Origin of the sequence: Dyadobacter pollutisoli (assembly GCF_026625565.1) — a bacterium.
GTDB lineage: Bacteria > Bacteroidota > Bacteroidia > Cytophagales > Spirosomataceae > Dyadobacter > Dyadobacter pollutisoli.
This window is the reverse complement of sequence record NZ_CP112998.1, coordinates 5,606,216-5,626,107: the sequence shown is the minus strand read 5'-3', so window position 1 is coordinate 5,626,107 and position 19,892 is coordinate 5,606,216. Positions and strand designations below refer to the sequence as shown.

Annotated in this window: 16 protein-coding genes and 1 tRNA gene; 4 read left to right on the top strand and 13 right to left on the bottom strand. The window is 44.2% G+C overall.

The window, feature by feature from the left end:
- Positions 1-17: 17 nt before the first annotated feature.
- From ON006_RS22990 to ON006_RS22980, 3 genes are read right to left on the bottom strand one after another with little or no spacing between them, the layout of a single operon-like run.
- Positions 18-521, bottom strand: coding sequence for a hypothetical protein (locus ON006_RS22990; protein WP_244822372.1), 504 nt, complete (start codon positions 519-521; stop codon positions 18-20).
- A gap of 14 nt (positions 522-535) precedes the next feature.
- A complete protein-coding gene (locus ON006_RS22985; protein ID WP_244822371.1) occupies positions 536-1,177 on the bottom strand; it encodes a hypothetical protein in 642 nt (213 codons plus the stop codon).
- Entirely contained in the window at positions 1,161-1,688 is a 528-nt protein-coding gene (locus tag ON006_RS22980; protein ID WP_255772954.1) for an RNA polymerase sigma factor, read from the bottom strand. The genes ON006_RS22985 and ON006_RS22980 overlap by 17 nt, the downstream gene beginning before the upstream one ends.
- A 281-nt stretch (positions 1,689-1,969) precedes the next feature.
- Between ON006_RS22980 and ON006_RS22975 the strand changes: the two genes are divergently transcribed.
- Both ON006_RS22975 and ON006_RS22970 read left to right on the top strand, forming a co-directional pair.
- The gene (locus ON006_RS22975) at positions 1,970-2,611 is read left to right on the top strand and encodes a phosphoribosyltransferase (RefSeq protein ID WP_244822369.1); all 642 of its coding nucleotides are present in this window, start codon (positions 1,970-1,972) and stop codon (positions 2,609-2,611) included.
- A 145-nt stretch (positions 2,612-2,756) separates the two neighbouring features.
- Positions 2,757-3,281 carry a DUF4142 domain-containing protein gene (locus ON006_RS22970; protein WP_244822368.1) on the top strand — a complete coding sequence of 175 codons (525 nt, stop codon included), beginning with the start codon at positions 2,757-2,759 and terminating at the stop codon, positions 3,279-3,281.
- Between the two features lie 117 nt (positions 3,282-3,398).
- Here the strand turns inward: ON006_RS22970 and ON006_RS22965 are convergent, their stop codons facing one another.
- The gene (locus ON006_RS22965; protein WP_267609908.1) at positions 3,399-3,638 is read right to left on the bottom strand and encodes a hypothetical protein; all 240 of its coding nucleotides are present in this window, start codon (positions 3,636-3,638) and stop codon (positions 3,399-3,401) included.
- Between the two features lie 254 nt (positions 3,639-3,892).
- On the opposite strand from ON006_RS22965, the gene ON006_RS22960 reads away from it, so the two are divergent.
- The gene (locus ON006_RS22960) at positions 3,893-4,093 is read left to right on the top strand and encodes an AraC family transcriptional regulator (protein WP_310590207.1); all 201 of its coding nucleotides are present in this window, start codon (positions 3,893-3,895) and stop codon (positions 4,091-4,093) included.
- A gap of 26 nt (positions 4,094-4,119) precedes the next feature.
- On the opposite strand, the gene ON006_RS22955 is transcribed toward ON006_RS22960, so the two are convergent.
- The 9 genes from ON006_RS22955 to ON006_RS22915 form a co-directional block, all read right to left on the bottom strand.
- Positions 4,120-6,294 (bottom strand): hypothetical protein, encoded by a 2,175-nt coding sequence (locus ON006_RS22955; RefSeq protein WP_244822367.1) that lies wholly within the window; start codon positions 6,292-6,294, stop codon positions 4,120-4,122.
- Positions 6,295-6,331: 37 nt separating this feature from the next.
- A complete protein-coding gene (locus ON006_RS22950) occupies positions 6,332-6,946 on the bottom strand; it encodes a TetR/AcrR family transcriptional regulator (protein ID WP_244822366.1) in 615 nt (204 codons plus the stop codon).
- A complete protein-coding gene (locus tag ON006_RS22945; protein WP_244822365.1) occupies positions 6,946-7,095 on the bottom strand; it encodes a hypothetical protein in 150 nt (49 codons plus the stop codon). The genes ON006_RS22950 and ON006_RS22945 overlap by 1 nt, the downstream gene beginning before the upstream one ends.
- A gap of 447 nt (positions 7,096-7,542) precedes the next feature.
- Positions 7,543-9,945 carry an ABC transporter permease gene (locus ON006_RS22940; protein WP_244822364.1) on the bottom strand — a complete coding sequence of 801 codons (2,403 nt, stop codon included), beginning with the start codon at positions 9,943-9,945 and terminating at the stop codon, positions 7,543-7,545.
- 881 nt (positions 9,946-10,826) lie between these two features.
- A tRNA-Pro gene (locus tag ON006_RS22935) sits at positions 10,827-10,900 on the bottom strand.
- A 135-nt stretch (positions 10,901-11,035) separates the two neighbouring features.
- Positions 11,036-14,467, bottom strand: coding sequence for an efflux RND transporter permease subunit (locus ON006_RS22930; protein WP_244822363.1), 3,432 nt, complete (start codon positions 14,465-14,467; stop codon positions 11,036-11,038).
- 134 nt (positions 14,468-14,601) lie between these two features.
- The gene (locus ON006_RS22925; protein ID WP_244822362.1) at positions 14,602-15,735 is read right to left on the bottom strand and encodes an efflux RND transporter periplasmic adaptor subunit; all 1,134 of its coding nucleotides are present in this window, start codon (positions 15,733-15,735) and stop codon (positions 14,602-14,604) included.
- 43 nt (positions 15,736-15,778) lie between these two features.
- Positions 15,779-17,149 (bottom strand): TolC family protein, encoded by a 1,371-nt coding sequence (locus tag ON006_RS22920; RefSeq protein WP_244822361.1) that lies wholly within the window; start codon positions 17,147-17,149, stop codon positions 15,779-15,781.
- Positions 17,139-17,765, bottom strand: coding sequence for a TetR/AcrR family transcriptional regulator (locus ON006_RS22915; protein WP_244822360.1), 627 nt, complete (start codon positions 17,763-17,765; stop codon positions 17,139-17,141). The genes ON006_RS22920 and ON006_RS22915 overlap by 11 nt, the downstream gene beginning before the upstream one ends.
- Before the next feature lie 550 nt (positions 17,766-18,315).
- On the opposite strand from ON006_RS22915, the gene ON006_RS22910 reads away from it, so the two are divergent.
- Positions 18,316-19,797 (top strand): type III PLP-dependent enzyme domain-containing protein, encoded by a 1,482-nt coding sequence (locus ON006_RS22910; RefSeq protein ID WP_244822359.1) that lies wholly within the window; start codon positions 18,316-18,318, stop codon positions 19,795-19,797.
- Positions 19,798-19,892: the final 95 nt, after the last annotated feature.

The window sequence follows — 19,892 nt, the reverse complement described above, 5'->3', positions numbered from 1 at the left end:
TTCAATACTGACCGAAGTTACGCGCCCGTAACATTTGCAATCATTGACATATAATAATTTGCACAGTGTATCGAATTCATCAATAGTATTTCTTTCTCAGGAAGAGCCTCAAAGGCTTCAGATGTTGTTATTTGATACTCGTAGTTCATCAGGCTCCATTTCAGGTGTGGCTTCATTACTAAAAGTTCAGTCTCTTCCTGGTCTGTAAGTGTGAATGATGATTTAAAAATGCCATGATGTTTAAAGGCATATCCTTTTTCAACGTCGCTAAAAAAAGTTTGGATAACAATGTCCCCATTCCAATTCATTCCAAATTTTAGTAACCGCTTCTCCGTGTCCAGGAGTTCAATCGTTGTTCCCCAGAAACCTTTCGGCTCAACCTGATAGCGGCTGTTATTCGCAAGCTCGATAACCGCATTAAACTTGAACCAACTTTTGTAAGAAAGTTTTCCAATTGATTTGCTGTCTTTTGTCAAATCAAAAGACAGCGAGTCGCTTGATTTTGTTTGATATTCGGCCATGGTCGTTTTAATTTTTAATGTTTCAGATTTTCCATCTCAGTAATTGTTTCTGCCAATTTGCCGAATACACGTCCATACATTAAACGTACTTCCCACTTGTAGATTTTCGCTGCAAAGAGAAACATCAACAGTACCGTTGCTCCTGCGATAATTATCGCAAATACTTGAAGATCTCCAATGGCTATCAGGTTCGGAAATTTTTGATGTATTTTCAGGGTTAACCCCTGTTTTTCCCATGCAGACCATATTGTACTGATGGCTATCAGAATGTAAAGCGGATAGGAGAAACGCGCTATTTTCTCACTTTTCAAAAGAACCTCTTTAAGCCATCGGTCCAATGACTTGAGATAATCAAGGCTGGTTGTTCCCTGATCCAATGTTTTGATGCTATCTATTTGCCGTTTGTTGTACCATGCCGTCAGTAAAAGCAGCACAGATGCGGCCATTCCTTGCCAAAGTACATCCAGGAAGTAGTGTATAACAGGGAAAACAATTGCCGTGATGATAATAACAGTCAAATTGGCCCTGAACATTCTGATCATTTTGTCGACCAGGTGCATTGATTTCTGGTTATACAAGTCATTGATTTTTGGAGCAACGAGACTTTTTTCATTCAGAAAACCCTCTTTCCAGATTGCCTCAATTGATTTTTCCATGGAGTATTTTTTTTAAACGTTCTTTAATTCTGCTCACGCGAACACCGATATTGTTCGCGCTGGTATTCAGGATACCGGCAATTTCCTGATAAGATTTTTCTTCGAGATACAGGAGAATCAATGCTCTGTCGACCTCTGATAATTGCCTGATTGCGATATACAACAGGTTTAGAGACTCATCCTCAAAGGCCTTGTTTTCAGTGATGACTACATCAGGCAGTACATCGGAAGTGAAATACGTTTTTCCGTCGCTCTTTTTTCGTTTGAGTAGCGTCAGGCAGACATTTAGCGAGATGCGGTAAACCCATGTCGACCATTCGCATTGCTCGCGGAAATTATCTCTGCTTCGCCAAATTTGCAGGCAGACTTCCTGGTAGTAATCCTCAAAATCTTCCTGCGAATTGGTATATGCCCTGCAAATCTTAATGATGATTGCGGAAAAAGGTAAAACCGATATCTGGTAAAAGTCTGTACTCACTTGGATCGTTTTAGCAGCCGGAAATCTCTTCAAGTACCTGGGGTTAATTCCCGGTATGTAAAGCATTCTTTTCCATTTTCCCGTAATGTACTGAACCTGTGTCAGGTAAGGAATGGGCAGCCGTTTTTTAGTTAGTGGCTAAAATCAAAAAACATTACACCTCACGGGAGTTATTTAATTGGCACGGTTTTTATTTTCCACATACCATTTTTTTGTATTTCAGTTGTCAGAGCTCTCGGGTGTTCAACCAAATGATGGAAAAAGAAAGCTTCAATGGAAGAATTGTTATTGAAATCGCATAAAAAGCCGAATTTATGACCAAGGAAACAGGGAGTATCATTTTTGAAGACAGAGAGGACGCTGGCAAACAGCTGGGAAACTTTCTGAAGGAACGTTACAGGCATCTCGACCCGCTGGTATTGGGTGTGCCTAGGGGCGGGGCGGTAGTTGCTCACCATGTCGCGAAGTCACTTGGAACAGAAGCGGAAGTTATTATCTCAAAAAAGTTGCCACTGCCCGGGAATGCCGAGATTGGTTTTGGCGCTATCGCCGAGGACCTCTCTGTTTATATTGCAACCAGATACCCGCTGAACCTGAAACCGGAGACAATCTGCGAAATAATAGACCGGCAAACCGACGAGGTGAACCGACGCATCCATGACTACAGGGGCGGGCGGTCACTTCCCGATATGAAAGACAGGACAGTGATCATCGTTGATGATGGCATCGCAACCGGCGTGACCCTGATTCCTCTCTTGCGCCTTTGTCGTAAAAAAGGAGCATCCAGGATAGTGGTCGCTGCTCCTGTGGGAGGAAGAAATTATGATCCAAACCTGAACGAAGCCGATAACCTGGAGATACTGGTGTTCCCGGAATGGTTTTATGCAGTTGGACAAGTCTACGCATTTTTCAAAGATTTGTCGGACAAGGATATGGAGCGTATTCTTTCGCAATAAGCTAGTTGCTTTTATCGGCTCCGGTTAGCTCGTTTTACAAATTGACGATGATCAGGAACATGAGGCCCCTCGCTTTCTTTCTGGCATGATTTTTAGTTAAAGCGGCTGGATTTTTAACAAAAACGCATTTAATGCTATAACAGAAATGAAAGCGATTTTACTATCAGCAACGTGCGTGCTGCTTGCCGCGCTACTGGCTTTTTCCAACCGTGTCGACACTGATTCTCCCGACAAAAAATTTGTGATGTCTGCTGCTGACGGCGGAATGCTCGAAGTGAAACTGGGGGAGCTGGCCGCCAAAAAAGCTGCCTCGGCCAAATGCAGGGATTTTGGCAAAACGATGATCACCGATCACACCAAAGTCAATGGTGAACTGAAAGCGCTGGCCGCGAAAAAGCAGATCAGCATCCCAACCGGGCTCAGCGCCGCAAAGCAGCAACAATACGATAGCCTGAATGCAATGAGCGGTGAGAAATTCGATATGCTTTACATGAATATGATGATCGCTTCTCACGAGGAAACGATCGGGTTGTTTCAGACGGAATCCAATAAAGGACAGGATCCTGATTTCAGGAAGTGGGCCGATTCTAAAATACCGGCTTTGAAACACCATTTGGAAATGGCAAAGAGATTGTTATCGGAAAAAACAACTGGCACCGCAGGAAACTGATTGGGTCAAAGCCACCTGCGACAATGGAGCTCAGGACTAAAGTCAACCTGTTTCAAAAAGATAGGCCGTCTCAAAATCTGGAACGGCCTATCTTTTAGTGGCTTGTTGTTTCGCCCGTTATTTATCGTGTTTTTTTCTGGTTGAGTCGGCGTTCAGATTTGATTGGTTACTTGGGTACCCCAGTGAGTCATCTTGGTTGTCCTCATTTGTGCCCATCGCGGCCTTACTTTCTGCCCCGCTACTGTCATTCGGTGTGGTCTCAGTTTTGCTTCCTGAGCCTTCTATACCATTCTCTCGATCATTGGTGCTTCCGCATGACGAAAGCCAAACGCCTGCACCTATTGTTATGATTGCCAAATTTACATTTAACCGTTTCATATTTTCGCTGTTTGTTGAGTGACAGACATATTTACAAAAATGATACCCGCAGCCCCTCCGGCAGCTACTGGTGGTCAGCTATCCGAATTATACGAAGCAGAATGGCCTGGATCTGGTAAATACGTCGGAATAGGCAAGCACCTGTCCACAGCATGTGTACATCATTTCGCTGGATAGTGCATTTTCATCATGGTCGCGTAATCAATGTCGGGATCCTGCGTGACTTTCATGGTATGCATTTCATCCATCATATCATGCATGAGCGTCATCATTTGGTTCTGGTTGTGTGCCTGAATATGCTGAAAGGGAGTAATTTGAATATCAATGAAATTTCCTTCCTACTTGGTTTTGATGACCCTAATTACTTTTCGCGATTGTTCAAACGAAATGTTGGATTAACGCCACATGTTTTCAGAGAGCAAAGCTTGAATTAGTTAACGCTATCAAGATTTTCATGCTCCTATTTAACCACTACCCGCACACGGTCCAGATTTTGAATGCGGGTGTATGGGGTCTTGCCATCACCATCCCGCTGAGAGGCAACCCGAAGTGTTGGGAAATAGGTGCCTGGCTTCGAAAATTGGTACGTCGTCTTAATGGTAGCCTTCGAACCGGTTTTATTTGCTGGGAAGATCTTAGCCGCAACAGGGAATTCGTCAGAATCTTCAAAGCTCCATCCGGAACGTTTTTCAACTTCTTTTGGCAGACCTTCGAAATTCCAGGCGGCGGCAACGATCTGACCCATCTTTTCAGGAACCTCAACTTCCGCCGTAAAAGTGACTGACTGGCCGGCCTTTATCTCAGTTCGCTTGCCTCCATTGGCCATTAAAGTAACCACAGGTTGAATGCCTTTGCGTTCATTTGCCGTTTGGGGTACAATCACCTGGCCATCTTCAATTGTATAGCTTGTGGTCGCGGCGGGAGCGATGTCTTTTTCAACCCAGGCACTCAAATCAAGCAGGGCCTGCTGCAATACACCCAGGTAACCGACCGTCCGGGTCGGATCGTCTTCAACAGCGATATCTCCATGCAGCGCGTGGTCGGTGTACCAAAGCCTGAAATGATCATTTAGTTTGTCACCGAGATTGTCTTGTACTTTCGAGCGATACCAGTCTGCCTGCCAGGGAAAAGCTTCCCGGTCCCAAAGTGACTCTAACAAGATCATTTTACCAGTAAACTTACCAGTTGGGAGCACGCCGGCAGCTCCACGGGTAAACAAGGGCCCAAGTAGCATTTGTCGCTGCGGATAAATCGGCTTACCCTCTTTGTCACGGAACTGGTCATAGACATAATATTCTTTCCCAGGAATCTGATGACGATGGAAAGTCTGAACGGCCAGGAAATTGGAATTATCTACCTGGACCCGGTCGCCGGGTTTAATTTGGGCAAGCACAGCCGCATCGGCAGGGCCCAGTACGACTTTGTCTCCTTGGATTTTGGTTATCTGCAAGACTTTTCCAGCACCCGCGCCGCTTAATATGAGCAGATCGCCTCCCAGAAATTCGATGTCAGGTAACGCATCTGTCAACTGAAAAGCAACGGGCATAGATTTTTCCACACCACCGATGACTTTCCAGGCTGCATCTGCGGTTCCTCGCTCGGTAGGTGACATAGCTTGCGTCAACTCTAAACGCACAGCTTCATCAATCGCAATTCCCGCTTTTATCTGGCTTGGCTGCTGAATACGGGCTTTGATTAATGAAGCGGTTGGATTAGCGCCCAGATAACCGGGTGTATTCCAGAAATCCTTTTCAAAATAGCTTTTATCTGCTCCAACTACACCTTGGTACAGCACCAAAAAACCGTGAATACCCATCTTTTTATACCCAAACCAGGATTTTGGCGGGAACCCCATGCTGGTTACTTCCAGAAGTGCCTCCTTTTCTTCCTGATTCAATGTGGCATACATGTCACCGCTCCCCCCGGGCTCTAATGCGTCAATAATTGCGGGGAATTTGTCTTTCAAGATTCGCATGGCGTGCATGCGTACAGTGAAGACATTGGGGATAGCCATAGGCGAACCCAGCACGTATGGAACCACGCCATCCCAAACACCATTTGTGTTTTCAATGCTGCCGACGGTGCGGTATGCACCACCGCTTCCTCCAAATGCGTAGCCGTACGGGCGTTTGCCGTCGTAAATCTGGTTGGCTATTACTCTGGAAAATTGCGCAGTAGCGGCATTTACGCGAAAAGCACCCAGGGTCGGATCGTTCGAACCGGGTTTAGCAAAATCGATGCGCCCGCCACCATTTGTTTCAATGAAATAAGAGCCGTGTGTGATAGCAAAACCTATTTTATCTTCTTCTCCGGAAGCTCCTTGTGAAAGGTTTTCACTGTCTGGGAAAGGCGTAATGTACTGGAAAAAGCGTCCCTGATAATTTTCCTTTGGTGGGAAATATAAAGAGAACCGGGCGCCTGTGCCTTTAAAACCACCATGCACATAGCGATGGCTAACAGGTTTGTCCCGCCATTCTTCCAGGTCTACATACGGCCATGCAAACAAAGTGTCCTGGGTAGTGAATTTTTCTGCTAGCTTGTCGCTCAGCGGCAGTAAACTGGTTTGCGCATGTGAAATCGTTACATGGGTAAGCAGGAGACAAACCCACAGGATGCGAAAAATTTTGGCAGGCATATTGGTATGGTTAATGGTTCTTGGTAGCGAGCCTGTTTTATGCCGACTCGGAAAATGTTAGTGTTTGAATGTGCTCTTCCAGGGCTATCAGGCCATCTGCAGTACACATGCCCCGGATGAAATTGGCGGTTGTTTGCAGCAGCAGGTCTGTGGCCGAAAGGCCGAGACGTGTAAAAGATTCACTCGCCACGGACGCACGGTGCAGTGCAAATACGCTTCGTAAAGCAGCTTCGGGAAGGATATCACTCCGAAAAGCACCTTGTGCTAATCCCCGATTGATGACGTCCAAAAAATGGGCTTCAAACTTCGGCGCAATCACTTTTTCAACTTTCCTGGCGAGCTCCGGATAGTAATATTCAAGTTCCTTGTAGAACGATTGGTTGATCTGATACTCCATTTCAACGGCAATTTGCCAAATGTCAAAAAAATGGCACGCGGCATTTTGCTCATTCGAAAGATTTAAGAGCTTCTCGTATTGCGTGTCATGATATAAATACAAGGCTTCTTCCAGTAACCCTTCTTTGTTCTGGAAGTATTTATAGATGGTTTTAGTAGAGATACCAAGCCAGTCGACGAGCTTCTGATTGGACATCTCTTTGATACCATGCTTCAAAAAAAGCGCTAGCGATCTTTGTAATATCTCTTCCTTCATTATTTAAGTCTTTTAGCCGTCGCCTCGAAGTCGTGCACTGTGCCTTTTAGATGATCGTGATCGACTTTGGCCAGATCCATTATAGTTTCACCTCCTTGTGAAGATTCGAAGTAGACAACCAGCTTTTCAGGATTTTCTTCAACTCTCACTATTTTGCGGCTGGTGGTAGGATCTGACTTTTCAATGAGCTCTCCCGTCAGCTTTTATCTGCACACTAATAATTTCCATTAAAGGTGAGGAAATTATTTTTATAAAAAAAATTTCCACCCAATTGATTAGAGCTATCAAACTAGATAAATTTCCAACCCCGTTGATAAAAACAAAAGAAGGTGCCTTTTTGACACCCTCGATCTGCAATAGAAATCTTCCTTTATTTCGTTTTGTATATACTAAGTAGGAACCGATTTGGCAATTCTTGGGAAAGACCGAAGGAATCAGAATTATCATTTCTGGGGTCTGACTGGATGCTGCATATGAGTGACGACGAGCTTGACTTCAATGCTGCTAAGATCCTCCTGGTCTTGTCGACTTGCGTTTTAAACGCAAAGCTTGTGCCGTCACGATTGCAATCGGGGCAAGTTAATGTAAAGAAACATTCATTCGCTCCGCAAACCTTTGGCAGGGTCTATCAGGGCCGCCCGAATGGCCTGAAAGCTGATTGTCACGATTGCGACAAATCCCGCGACAAGTCCGGCGAAAACGAAAATGTCCCAGGTTATCGTGATTTTGTATTCGTAATCCTGCAGCCACTCTTGCATCATATACCATCCGATCGGCGACGCTATCACTGCTGAGATAAGCACGAGCATGAGGAAATTACCGGTAAGCAACGACAAAATGCTTCGGACCGAAGCTCCCAAGACTTTTCGTATGCTGATCTCCTTGCTGCGCTGTTCCACCATAAAGGCTGAAAGAGCGAACAACCCCAAGCAAGCAACAATTATTGCCAATACAGCAAAGCTGGTGAATATAAGACCCATCCGGTTGACATCATCGTACATCTGTGCAAAACTCTGGTCCATAAACGTATACCTGATCGGTTGATTAGGTGCCTGTGAATTCCATACATCTGTGATGGATTTCAATGCCCCTTTCATATCTGAGGTATTCACTTTTACCGATACAATACCAGGGCTGATCCCCAATTGTATGCACAGCCCTTCGATATTTTCTTTTAGTGACTCGTAATGGAAGTCTTCAACAACTCCGATCACCTCCAGATCATTGCCACTATTGGACCAATTCGTAATGTGCTTTCCTACCGGATCTTTCAGGTTCAAATCCTTCGCTAACTTCTGGTTAATGATCACTGCCTTGGCATCTGTGGTTCTGTCTCTGGAAAAGTTACGCCCTGCAATAAGTTTTATTCCGAGTGTTTCAATGTAGTTTTCATCGGCTACCCAGAATTGCCCTGACACCGAAGCATTTTCCTTTGTTTTACCAAATTGCCAAAAACCATTCCCATTACGCTTTGTTCCCTTAATGGGCAGATAATCGCTCACTGAGGCATTTTTGACCTGAGGTAATTTTTTGATCTCATCTTTAAAAGTATCTATTTTTTTGTCCAGGGTGCCTGCCCCGTGAATAAGAACGATCTGATCCCTGTCGTAACCGACTTTTGCATTCAGGATAAAGTTTACCTGTCTGTAAATCACGAAAGTACCTATGATGAGTATAATTGAGGTAGTAAACTGAAACACAACCAGGCTGCTCCGGATCCCAGAGCCCTTGCTTCCTCTGCTCAATTGTCCTTTCAGAATTTGTATAGGCTTAAAGCCGGACAAATAGAACGCTGGATAAAGACCCGCGACAATTCCGATAACCAAGGAGCTGATAACCAGCAGTGGCGCCAGCCACCAAGCAGTGATGGGAAAAACAAGGGATTTGGCAGCAAGCGTATTAAAAAGGGGAAGTAAAAGCCAGGCCAAAACAACACCAAGGGAGATAGAAATAAAGCTTATCAATAGAGACTCGGTCAGAAATTGATTCACAAGGCCGCTCCTCTCTGAACCAACCGTTTTTCTGAGACCCACTTCAATCGCCCTATTGGCCGATTTGGCGGTAGAAAGGTTCACAAAATTGATACAGGCCAGTAACAGTATAAATCCGGCAACACTGCCAAACAACCAGATAAATCTCATATCTCCATGGCTTAACCCATCCCCAACATCTGCTGAGCCCAGATATATCTCTGATATCGGCTGCAATTTGTAACGGTGTTCCGAAGCAATTTTATTCTCATCGACCTGTTGCCCGCTCGCCTTCTTTTGCGGGATGTAATATTTCCGGGTGATATCTGAAAGTTTCGACTCGAATTTTACGAGATCCGTACCCTTCTTCAACCGCACATAAGTATGATAATTTGTTGCCAGCCAATTCATTTGCTCGCCTTCGTAAAAGACCACACCGGCTATGGTCATAAAAAAATCAAAATTTACATGGAAATTTTTAGGAAAATCAGCGATCACTCCAGTGATTTTCCTTGGCTTAGCCACATCATCACTGATGATCATTGCCCTTCCCAGAGCATTCTCTCCCGGGAAAAACTTATCCGCTTTAGATTTTGTGATCACCAGGCTGTTTGGGTCATCCAATGCGTGTTCGGGATCGCCCTGCAACCATTTTGAGCCCCAGATTTCAAGCAGATCCTGGTCTATGTAAACGAACCGTTCCTCATACACATTTTGTAGTTTATCGACGCGTCTGATTTGATTAGGGCCTGCTCCAAATAGCTCGCTGTTGAGGAATCTGCCTATTTTTTCCACTTCGGGATACTCGTTTTTAACAACATTGGCAAAGGGAGCCGGCATCCAAACGTATTTTTCCCAATCTCCGTCGGCGAGCTCGTCATTAAGGACCCTGAAAATATCATCCTTATTAACAATATCCTGATCATAACTTAGCTCATCCCGGATAAATAAAGCGATAAGAAAACATGCCGCTATCCCAATAGCGAAGCCTCCGATTTTTACGAAAGCGTACATTTTTTGCTTTGCCAAATGCCGCCATGCGAGTTTGAGATAATTACGAAACATAGTTGCTGAAAGAATAGGTGACAAGTCAAGTACTCAACTTTCGTGCCATTCTTGTTAATGGCTGATAGTCAAATAGTTAAAGATATTTTTAACCCGTTTTGTGTCCGAAATTGAACGGAGTTGTTCGGTTATACATAAACCTAAAAAGTTTTCACCCTCAAAGAACGGATCGTAACTCACCTCCTGTGGGTTTTCGATGCGGGTGTATTTGCGACGCAGCCAGTAAAACTTCACCTCTGGCCGGATTTCCATCATATTGTATTTGCGCGATCTGGGCGAGTTCCAAGGAGCGCGGTGCAGGCCAAGCACATTTAAGCCCCCGCCAAGAGATACTCCGTAGCTCCATCGCCCGCCGTCATATATTGGGCGCGATAGTTTGTTTCTGTGCGAATACACCGGTACTGAATGTCAGCAGGATGAGCAAGGAGAATGTAAAGTTTTTCATAGGCGTAATAGTTTTAAATACTAAGCGTGTTAAATATTGGACATTTATGTGCATAGGCTACACCTCACCAGTTTCACTCATTACAAATAGTTCACATGTCAGCCGTTCAAGTTTCCGGAATTGAGTAAATGTCAAAAGTTCCGACCTTATCTTGGACGATATTACTATATATCACTTATTTATATATTAATTTGGGGTACATCATGATTGCCACCTGGCAGGACAAGGGGGAGTTTGGGGATTAGTACCAATTGGATGGTTAAAAAATCGTGAAATTGAAGAAGTCTGGTATGGTAGAACCGATTAAAACTTAACCAAAATGGATAAAAATGTTCGACCTATGTTCGACCTAAGAAAAAAGCCACTCACAACTTTCGCTGTAAGTGGCTGATAATCAATGTCGGGATGACAAGATTCGAACTTGCGACCCCTAGCACCCCATGCTAGTGCGCTACCGGGCTGCGCTACATCCCGAATTCCCGAATTAATGCAACTTGCGCCGCATCCCGTATTTCTTTCGGGTTGCAAATCTAGGAATGTTTTGGATTATTGTCTATTTCAACCTTAAAAAATTTGAAAATCAAAACAGACAATAATCCGTAAAGTTTGTTAGATGGTCTCGTTCTGCCAGTTAGGATTTATAACCTCTTGTTTTCCCTTCCTGAACCATTTGTCGCGGATGCGTTCGTTTACATAATACATACATGGAACCATAATCAGTGTAAGCAACGTCGAGAACGTTAACCCGAAAATGATCGTCCAGGCAAGGATATTCCAGAACACTGAACTTGGGCCACCCACGATCAAATGTGGTTCGAGGTTCCGGAAAAGACCGACAAAATCAACCGTAATACCGAGCGCCAATGGTACAAGTCCAAGTACGGCTGCCGATGCCGTCAGCAATACAGGTGTGAGCCTGATCGCCCCGCCTTCGATGATGGCTTCCCGCATCGGGTACCCACGCCCGCGGAGCTCTTCAATGAACTCAATGAGCAGGATACCATTTTTTACCACAATACCAGCCAGTGCAATGATCCCCACACCGGACATGATGATCGAGAAATCCTTATTGAATATGATGAAGCCAAGCAACACCCCGATCAATGACAGCAGAATGGTAAAGAATATAATGAAAGGCTTCACCACGGAGTTGAACTGTGTCGCCAAAATCAGGTAAATCAACAGGATGGCAGCGCCGAACGCGGTTCCAAGAAATGCCATCGATTCGTTTTGCTCTTCCTGCTCACCCCCCATCTTAATGATATAACCATTCGGAACGTCCATATCCTGGATCAATGCTTCGATCTGGGACACGATTTCATTGGCATTATAACCTGGCAAAACATCCGAGCCAAGTGTCACGATCCTGCTTTGATCCTGACGGTTGATCTGGCTAAAAGTTGTCGAGTAATGAATGTCGGCCACAGAAGTGATCGGAACCTGGCGCAGTGCCCCACCCATAATCATGTCGCGGTATACGATATTAAGGCTCAGCAGTTTTTCTATCTGCTCGCGATCGTCCTTTTCAAGCCGTACCATGATCGGATACTCATCCTTGTCGTCCCTGAACTTGGAAACTTCAAGTCCGAAAAGCGCAGTTCTGACAGCCAACGCAATTTGCTGAGAACTTATTCCCTCGCGTTGCGCTTTTTCACGGTTAATGTCAATGACAATCTCGGGCTTGTTAGTTACCAGGTCGGAGCGCAGCTGATCAATGCCTTCGATACCGGACTGCTGAACTTTCTGTAAAACATCTTTTTCCAGTTTTTGCAAAATCGCGAAGTCGTCTCCCGAAATCTCAATGGAGATAGGTTTACCGGTTGGCGGCCCCACGGCCTCTCTTTCGACGGAAATCTCTGCTCCCGGTATACCCTTTACAGCGTCACGAATCTTGCGCAAAATCGTCTCCGACGAACGTCCACCACGCTCTGTTCCGTACACGAATGCAACAGTCACTTTGGATTTGTGCGGTGTTGCGGAACGGTCGGGGTTGTAAGGGTCACCGGCGTTTTTACCTACATTAGCAATCACAGAGTTGACCATATCCATTGCTTTTTCTTTTTCAAGGACATCAAAAACCCTTTTTTCAATGATCTTGGTCACAGAGTCCGTCACCCGGGCATCTGTTCCGATTGGCAATTTGTTGTACACATACACGTAGTCAGGATCTCCACTTGGGAAAAAGAGCACTTTGGGTTGTACAATGCCGGTGAGGACGAATGTGAAAATCAGTAATCCAAATACCAATACAATGGCAACCACCGGTCTCCAACCTCTCAGCAGCCAGTCGATCAGTTTGCGGTAGCCATTTTTCAACGATGGTAGCAACTTGTCCTGGAATGGTACCAATATTCTTGGTGTCAGAATGTAATGATTAAAAATCCATAGTATTAATATGAATACGAAGAAGTTACCGACTCCGCGATCGATCAGGTAGCCGAGGGCTGCTGCGACGATCAGGATAATTAATGGGCGGCGAATGGCTTTGAAACTGGTATCGTGGGCTTCTTTTTCATCCTCATGCCTGCCCATAAATGACACGGCAAACACCGGGTTCATCACGTAGGCCACAAAAAGCGACGCGCCCAGCGTAATAATGAGCGTTAGCGGCATAAATTTCATAAATTCCCCGACTATCCCTGTCCAGAAGAGCAATGGAAAGAATGGCGCAATGGTAGTAAGCGTTCCTGAGAGTACCGGGATAAATACTTCACCGGCAGCAGCTTTCACAGCTTGCTGGATCGTCCAGTCTTTATGATTGTTGAAAAGCCTGTGCGTATTTTCAATTACCACAATGGCGTCATCCACCACAAGTCCGATACCTAGGAGGAATGCAAAAAGTACAATCGTGTTCAGGGTAAATTCAGTACCTACCAGCGGCCCGATAATCGGCATCATTACAAATGCTACCAAAGCCGAGAGTGGAACGGACAAACCTACAAATATCGCGTCACGGACACCCATGAAGAACATCAGTACCATTACCACAAAGATGAAACCGAGTACAACGGTATTGATAAGGTCATGCAAATCAGCTCTTGTCTGGATAGACTGGTCGGCAGTGATCTTCACGTCCAATCCCGGAGGGAACCGGTTTTCTTTGAAATCTGCAATTACGGTTTCTATCTTGTCGGCGGCTTCCACGAGGTTTTCTCCCGAACGTTTGATGACGTTCAATGTGATAACCGATTTGTTCGCCAAACGGGCAAAATCCTGCTGCTCTTCAAAATTATCTGAAACTTCGGCCACATCACCCAGTCGTATTGTGGCGCCGGTCGATGTTCGAATTCTAATGTTTGCCATATCGGCAACATTAGTATACTCGCCTTTTACACGCAGCGTTCTGCGGACACCTTCTACATTTAACTCACCACCGGAAACGTTGATGTTTTCACTCTGAATGGCGGTTTGTATGTCATAGAATGTCAAACCAGTCGATTTCATGCGGTCCAGGTTTACATTGATCTGGATTTCGCGGTTAAGTGCACCCAGAATGTCCACGCGGGTGATCTCCGGAAGCGCTTCGATCCCGTCCTGCAAATCCTCGGCGTACTGTTTCAGCTGTTTCAATGAAAAGTTACCGGCAATGTTGACGTTCATGATCGGGAATTCCGAGAAGTTAACGTCCTGTGCAGTAGGGCCGGAGTCAAGATTTTGCGGTAAATCCGTTTTGGCTTTATCGATCGCATCCCTGACTCGCTGGAGTGCAACTTCTACGGCTACGTCCGGAGTAAATTCAACCAGGATTACTGAAACGTCCTGTAATGCATTGGATTTGATTTTCTTAACCCCATTCAGCGATTTCAGTTGTTTTTCAATGGGTTTGTTAATCGTGTTTTCAATATCAGCCGGAGCTGTTCCGAAATAAATGGTGTTGATATAGATCTGAGGGATCTTGATATCGGGAAACTGCTCCTTGGGCAGGTTGTTGTAAACCATGAACCCAGCCAGCGTAATGATGAACGTAAAGATGTAAATCGTCGTCCGATTCTCTACGCACCAGTTGGTGAAGCCAAGGGTTTTATATTCTTCAAATTTCATAGCGACAAGTCTGAATGAATGAATGAGCGAATGAGTGAATGACTTAATGACCGGGTCGCCGGGGCGATGAATTGCATCAAAAGTGACAATCCATGACTATAAATGACCTTTTGACGGTCACCACTCTTTTTTTATCAATAGCTGATCGGCTGACCGTCAGAAACTTCCTGGTAACCCAGTGTGATCAGCTGATCGCCGGCGGTTAATCCCGAAAGGATTTCAACCTTGCCATTGTAGCTCAAACCGGTTTTCACTTCGCGGGCTTTGGCTACTTTTTTGTTGCCTTCCGCTACCGCTACATATACTACGTTCCCCTTTTCAGTGCTTTGAACATAGTTTTGGTCAATTGCCAGTGCATTTTTGCTCGTAGCGTCATTGATTTGAACCTGTGCCATCATATTAGGCTTGATATCTTTATCCGAAGGAAGGTTCGCCTCTATCGTGAAAGTTCTTGAAAGCGGGTCTACGGCAGTGCTTACGAAAGTAACCCGTGCCTTAAACTCTTTTTTAAGATCAGGAAATTTGACAATTACTTCGTCACCTTTTCTTACGCTGGCCGCGTAGGTATCAGACACTTTCGCGGACACTTTCAGGTTGCTCAGGTTCACAACCCGAACTACGCCTACTCCCGGAGACGCCATTTCACCTACCTTAACATTCACCATATCGACGACTCCGGCCATAGGCGAAACAATGTTGGTTTGCGAAAGCTGCGTGTTTAATGTGCTTAGCTTTCTTTCCAGCGATTCCTTGTTATTTTTAGCCTGAAGGTATTGCATCTCTGTACCGATCTTCTGGTCCCATAGGTTTTTCTGTTTTTCGAAAATCGTATTGGCAAGGCTCAGCTGTGTTTTCAACTCCTCAACCGTTTGCGTCAAAATACTGTTGTCGATTTTGCCGATGACGGTACCTGCCTTTACAAAATCGCCTTCACGAACGTACATCGCCACTACTGCACCGCCGGTTTTCGGAGTGATCATCACATTGTTTTTGGCATCCACAGTACCCTGCAGCTCCACATAGTGACGGAAAACCGCAGCGTCGAGTGTGTCAATGGCAACAGGTTTTACCTTTGCTTCGACAGTTTTGGCAGGGTCAAGCTTGGCGATTTCGATTTCCAATGCCTTGATTTTTTTCTCGTTTTCCGCCTGTGCCACTTTCAGTTGGGCGAGTTCGTCTTTCTTGCCTTGAATGCCATCTTTTTTCTCTCCGCCGCATGAAGCGAGCAAAGTTGCAACGGCAGTTATCATCAAAATATGTCTTTTCATGAGATTGGTAAGTAGCTGTTTCAAATTTTGTTTAGTGTTAATGTCATTGTCCTGATTCAACATAAAGCTCACCTTTCGCCTTACTCAAATCCACTTTCGCGATCATCAGATCATAAAGTGCTGTAAAATAGTTGGTCTGTGCTTCTTTAAAAGAAGATTCTGCGTTGATAACTTCAATGTTGGAGCCTACGCCTTCTTTATACTTGATCCGCGTTACCCGAATAATTTCTTTCGATAAATCCAGGTTTCGCTGACGTTCTTTCAGCTGTCTCACCAGATTTGAATATTGAATCTGGCTTTGTCTAACTTCAAGATTGATGGATTGCTGCAGCAGTTTCTGGTTTTGCTTGATCTTTTCAAGCGCATTTTTTGACTGGATGATCTTGTTCTTCTTGCTGAAACTATCCCAAATCGGGATGTTCAGGTTGAGGGCAATGGAAGCCTGATTAAACCATGGCTGGGTGAAAAACTTGCTAAATATGTCGGTACCAGAGGAATAACCGTAGTTGGCATTCAAGGTCAACGACGGCAAATAACCGGCAGAAATATTCCTGATGTCCAGCATCTGTAATTTTTCCTGAACTTCCAGGGTGGCGTATTCGACGCGAAGTGAATAGTTAGAAAGCAATTCTTCATTGGCAGCAACAAACTGGCTAACGTCTGTTGTCGATAACTGATCGGTCAGCTTGATCGGTTCATCAACATCCATGCCCATCTGGAATTTCAACAGCATTGTGGCTACTTCCTGCAATTTCATGATGTTTTCCAGCTCGGTAGTGAGGTTGTTTCGCTGAACTTCAAGTCTGTCAACATCGAGTTTTTCAACAAAACCCTGTGTATTCATTTGAACCGTTTCGTTATAGGTCGAATCGAGCCTGGACAAGTTGTTTTGCAAGAGCCCGATACGCTCGTCATTTACAAGTACATTATAATAGGCTTTTGTAACGGCTTCTGCGACCTGGATCTTTGACGCCTGTAAATTTTTCGTAGAAAGTTCCTTATACGTTTGTGAAGCCTTCAAGCCTATCAGATAGGAGCCGTCAAAAATAATCTGGCTGAGGCTGGCGGCAGCGCTGGCTGAATGCGTTACACCGAACTTAGCTGCAACTACCTCACCCTCGGCGGCATTCGGATCAAATGTTTTGGCTGGAATGAAAAAACGCGGAACGGCGGGGTTATTTGTATAATTAACTGTGGCATGCGCCTGAGGTAAGCCGATAGCCTTCACTTCTGCTACACGTGCCGCTGCACTGGACTGGTCGATCTTTGCGTTTCTTATATTAATGTTAGTCTTAATGGCATATTCCACAGCCTGTTTAAGGGAATAACTTCCTTCCTGCGCATGCAGAGGCGCAAAGCTCAGTAAAATCGCCAGCAGCGCTAGACTGCCGCGTATTATCCGGTTATTTTTCATGGGTATTGATTTCAATTGCTGATTTATCTTTGATGGTGTTGTAGTATTCAAATCCTTTTTCCGACAATACCCCTCTTAAAAAATGTAACAGAAACTGCATTTGCGTATGCATCATATTAAATTTTCTGGCCGGGAAAATAGTCGGATCAAATGCCATTACAATTTGCTCGACACGTAACATTGACAGCACATCTACATCTATGTCAGGACGATAAAGCCCCAGTTCGATCCCTTTGATCAGGTTGTCATGGATACTTTTGATAATGTACTCATGTTTATAATTCTGGAAAAGCTCCCATGCAGCAGGGTAGTATTTTTTCAGGTCATACAAAAGCGTCGGGTTCATGTTCGACAATGTATCGCGCATCTGGACCGAAGCATACATCATCTGTTCGATCGGATTGCTGGCCTGCTCATCCAGTTTTTCCATCTCATTTTTTTGAGTCTTGATCTCCTCCTGAATAACCAGGGCCAGGATCGCTTCCTTATCGGAGTAGTGCTGGTAAATGGTCCGTTTCGAAATCCCCAGGTCTTTGGCAATATCATCCATGGTAACGCTCTTGATTCCATAGCGCCAGAATAGATTTAAGGCTGATTTTATAATTCGCTCTTTCACAAGAACAAATTTGAAATATTCGAATGAAAAAAACTAAGAAAACTTTATAAATGTTTGAAGTTTTCTTGGCGCTCTTCTAGCAGTGGCGGTTTAAGATAGAGAACATCTCTTGGAAATGTTACTAAATTGTTAAATAACAGCAGGTTCGGAGGTTTTTTCCGTACTTAGGGGTGGGATTGTAAGGTGTGTTTTCATGGCAGAAGTTGAGTTTGGATGAAGTGTAATGAAAAGTATGAATAGTAATATATTGAGATTTTATATTTCAAAATTACTTAAATCAGACGTTGTAAATGTAACTGATTGGATTCGGTATCTGCGATTAACGGTCCTAAAAGTAGGCAGGCATTTGGCAGAAGATCAATCAAAAAATTATTAAACGGATTATTTGCGGTATGAACTTGGCAAATAAGCAGATAAATTGGTTAAAGACGGGAATGATTTAGCTCTGAATGGTGTTTGGAAATGACACATATTCTGACCAAATTTCGGGTCTTTTTGTCCTTTATTATTAACTCACAATTCACTAATTGCCATCGCTACAAACAAATCAATGAAAAGCTACATTGACCTGATTCAGCAGACGTTCGAATTTCCTACAATGGAATTTAACGTTGATAATAATGAGTTGCTGTTCAACAATGTACCACTGATGGATATCATCAAAGAACATGGTACGCCGTTAAAAATCAATTATCTGCCGAAAATCGGGGAGCATATCGAAAACGCGAATATGTTTTTTCGTAATGCCTTCAAAAGACATAACTACAAAGGAAGCTATACGTATTGCTACTGCACGAAGTCTTCACATTTCAGTTTTGTGCTGGAAGAGGCTTTGAAGCATAACATACATCTCGAAACTTCTTCGTCTTTTGATATACCCATTATCCGTGAACTGTACCGCCGTGGGAAGGTTACCAAAAGCACTTTTATTCTTGCTAATGGTTATAAACTGCCCCGATATACCCAATACCTCAGCGAATTGATCAATGAAGGGTTTAATGTGATTCCAATTCTGGACAACCTGAAAGAGATTGAATCGTACGAGCAGCAGGTTACAGCCGATACGGTGAATTTCGGAATGCGCATTGCGACGGATGAAGAGCCGAATTTTGCTTTTTATACCTCTCGTCTGGGTATCAGGTATAATGATGTGCAGCAGCTGTATAAGGAGAAAATTGAGCCGAATCCGAAGTTTAAGCTCAAAATGCTCCATTTCTTTATCAATACAGGCATCAAGGACAGTGCATACTACTGGAGTGAATTGACGCGCTTTATGTTTAAGTATTGCGAAATGCAGAAAATCTGTCCGGAGCTCGATTCAATCGATATCGGCGGTGGACTGCCAATTCAGACTTCATTGCAGGCTGGCTACGACTATCAGCAAATGATCGATGAGATCATCGAAAACATTCAGTGGATCTGTAACAAGAACAATGTACCTGTTCCGCATATTTTCACCGAATTCGGAAGTTATACTGTGGGTGAAAGTGGCGCGGTGATTTACGAGATCATTGACAAAAAATTACAGAATGATAAAGAGCTTTGGTACATGATCAACGGCTCATTCATTACGCAGCTACCCGACTCGTGGGGCATGAACCAGAAATACATCATGCTGCCGATCAATAACTGGGATAGTCCTTACCAAAAAGTAAACCTGGGTGGACTGACTTGCGATTCACAGGATTTTTATAATAGTGAAATGCACAGTGCCGATTTGTATATGCCGATTTTCGAGGAAGATTCTGAAAAGCAGTACATTGGATTTTTCCATACAGGTGCTTATCAAGAGTCTCTTGGAGGCTACGGCGGTATTCAGCATTGCCTTATTCCGGCTCCAAAGCATGTTTTAGTAGATAAGGATGAGGAAGGCCGGATTGTAACGCGGGTTTTTGCCGAAGAGCAGCATAGTGATTCGATGCTGAAAATCCTGGGCTTTAAAGATGAATCCTATACAGCTCCTGAAACTAACAAGAGTACCGAAATGCAACCGGTGGAAGCTGAAGAGGAATTAGCAGAAACAAAAATTTGATGTGATGTATAAAGTTCTTTGAATGAGTTCGTTATTAGTCAGACTGAAACGCTCATTCAAAGAATTTATTTTCATATTTTTGCGGTGACAAAATC

Excerpts from the sequence above, each read along its gene's own strand:
- ON006_RS22990 (WP_244822372.1), bottom strand. The coding sequence starts at position 521 with ATGGCCGAATATCAAACAAAATCAAGCGACTCGCTGTCTTTTGATTTG.
- ON006_RS22955 (WP_244822367.1), bottom strand. The coding sequence starts at position 6,294 with ATGCCTGCCAAAATTTTTCGCATCCTGTGGGTTTGTCTCCTGCTTACC.
- ON006_RS22970 (WP_244822368.1), top strand. The coding sequence starts at position 2,757 with ATGAAAGCGATTTTACTATCAGCAACGTGCGTGCTGCTTGCCGCGCTA.
- ON006_RS22930 (WP_244822363.1), bottom strand. The coding sequence starts at position 14,467 with ATGAAATTTGAAGAATATAAAACCCTTGGCTTCACCAACTGGTGCGTA.
- ON006_RS22920 (WP_244822361.1), bottom strand. The coding sequence starts at position 17,149 with ATGAAAAATAACCGGATAATACGCGGCAGTCTAGCGCTGCTGGCGATT.
- ON006_RS22925 (WP_244822362.1), bottom strand. The coding sequence starts at position 15,735 with ATGAAAAGACATATTTTGATGATAACTGCCGTTGCAACTTTGCTCGCT.
- ON006_RS22975 (WP_244822369.1), top strand. The coding sequence starts at position 1,970 with ATGACCAAGGAAACAGGGAGTATCATTTTTGAAGACAGAGAGGACGCT.
- ON006_RS22985 (WP_244822371.1), bottom strand. The coding sequence starts at position 1,177 with ATGGAAAAATCAATTGAGGCAATCTGGAAAGAGGGTTTTCTGAATGAA.
- ON006_RS22950 (WP_244822366.1), bottom strand. The coding sequence starts at position 6,946 with ATGAAGGAAGAGATATTACAAAGATCGCTAGCGCTTTTTTTGAAGCAT.
- ON006_RS22910 (WP_244822359.1), top strand. The coding sequence starts at position 18,316 with ATGAAAAGCTACATTGACCTGATTCAGCAGACGTTCGAATTTCCTACA.
- ON006_RS22960 (WP_310590207.1), top strand. The coding sequence starts at position 3,893 with ATGCATTTCATCCATCATATCATGCATGAGCGTCATCATTTGGTTCTG.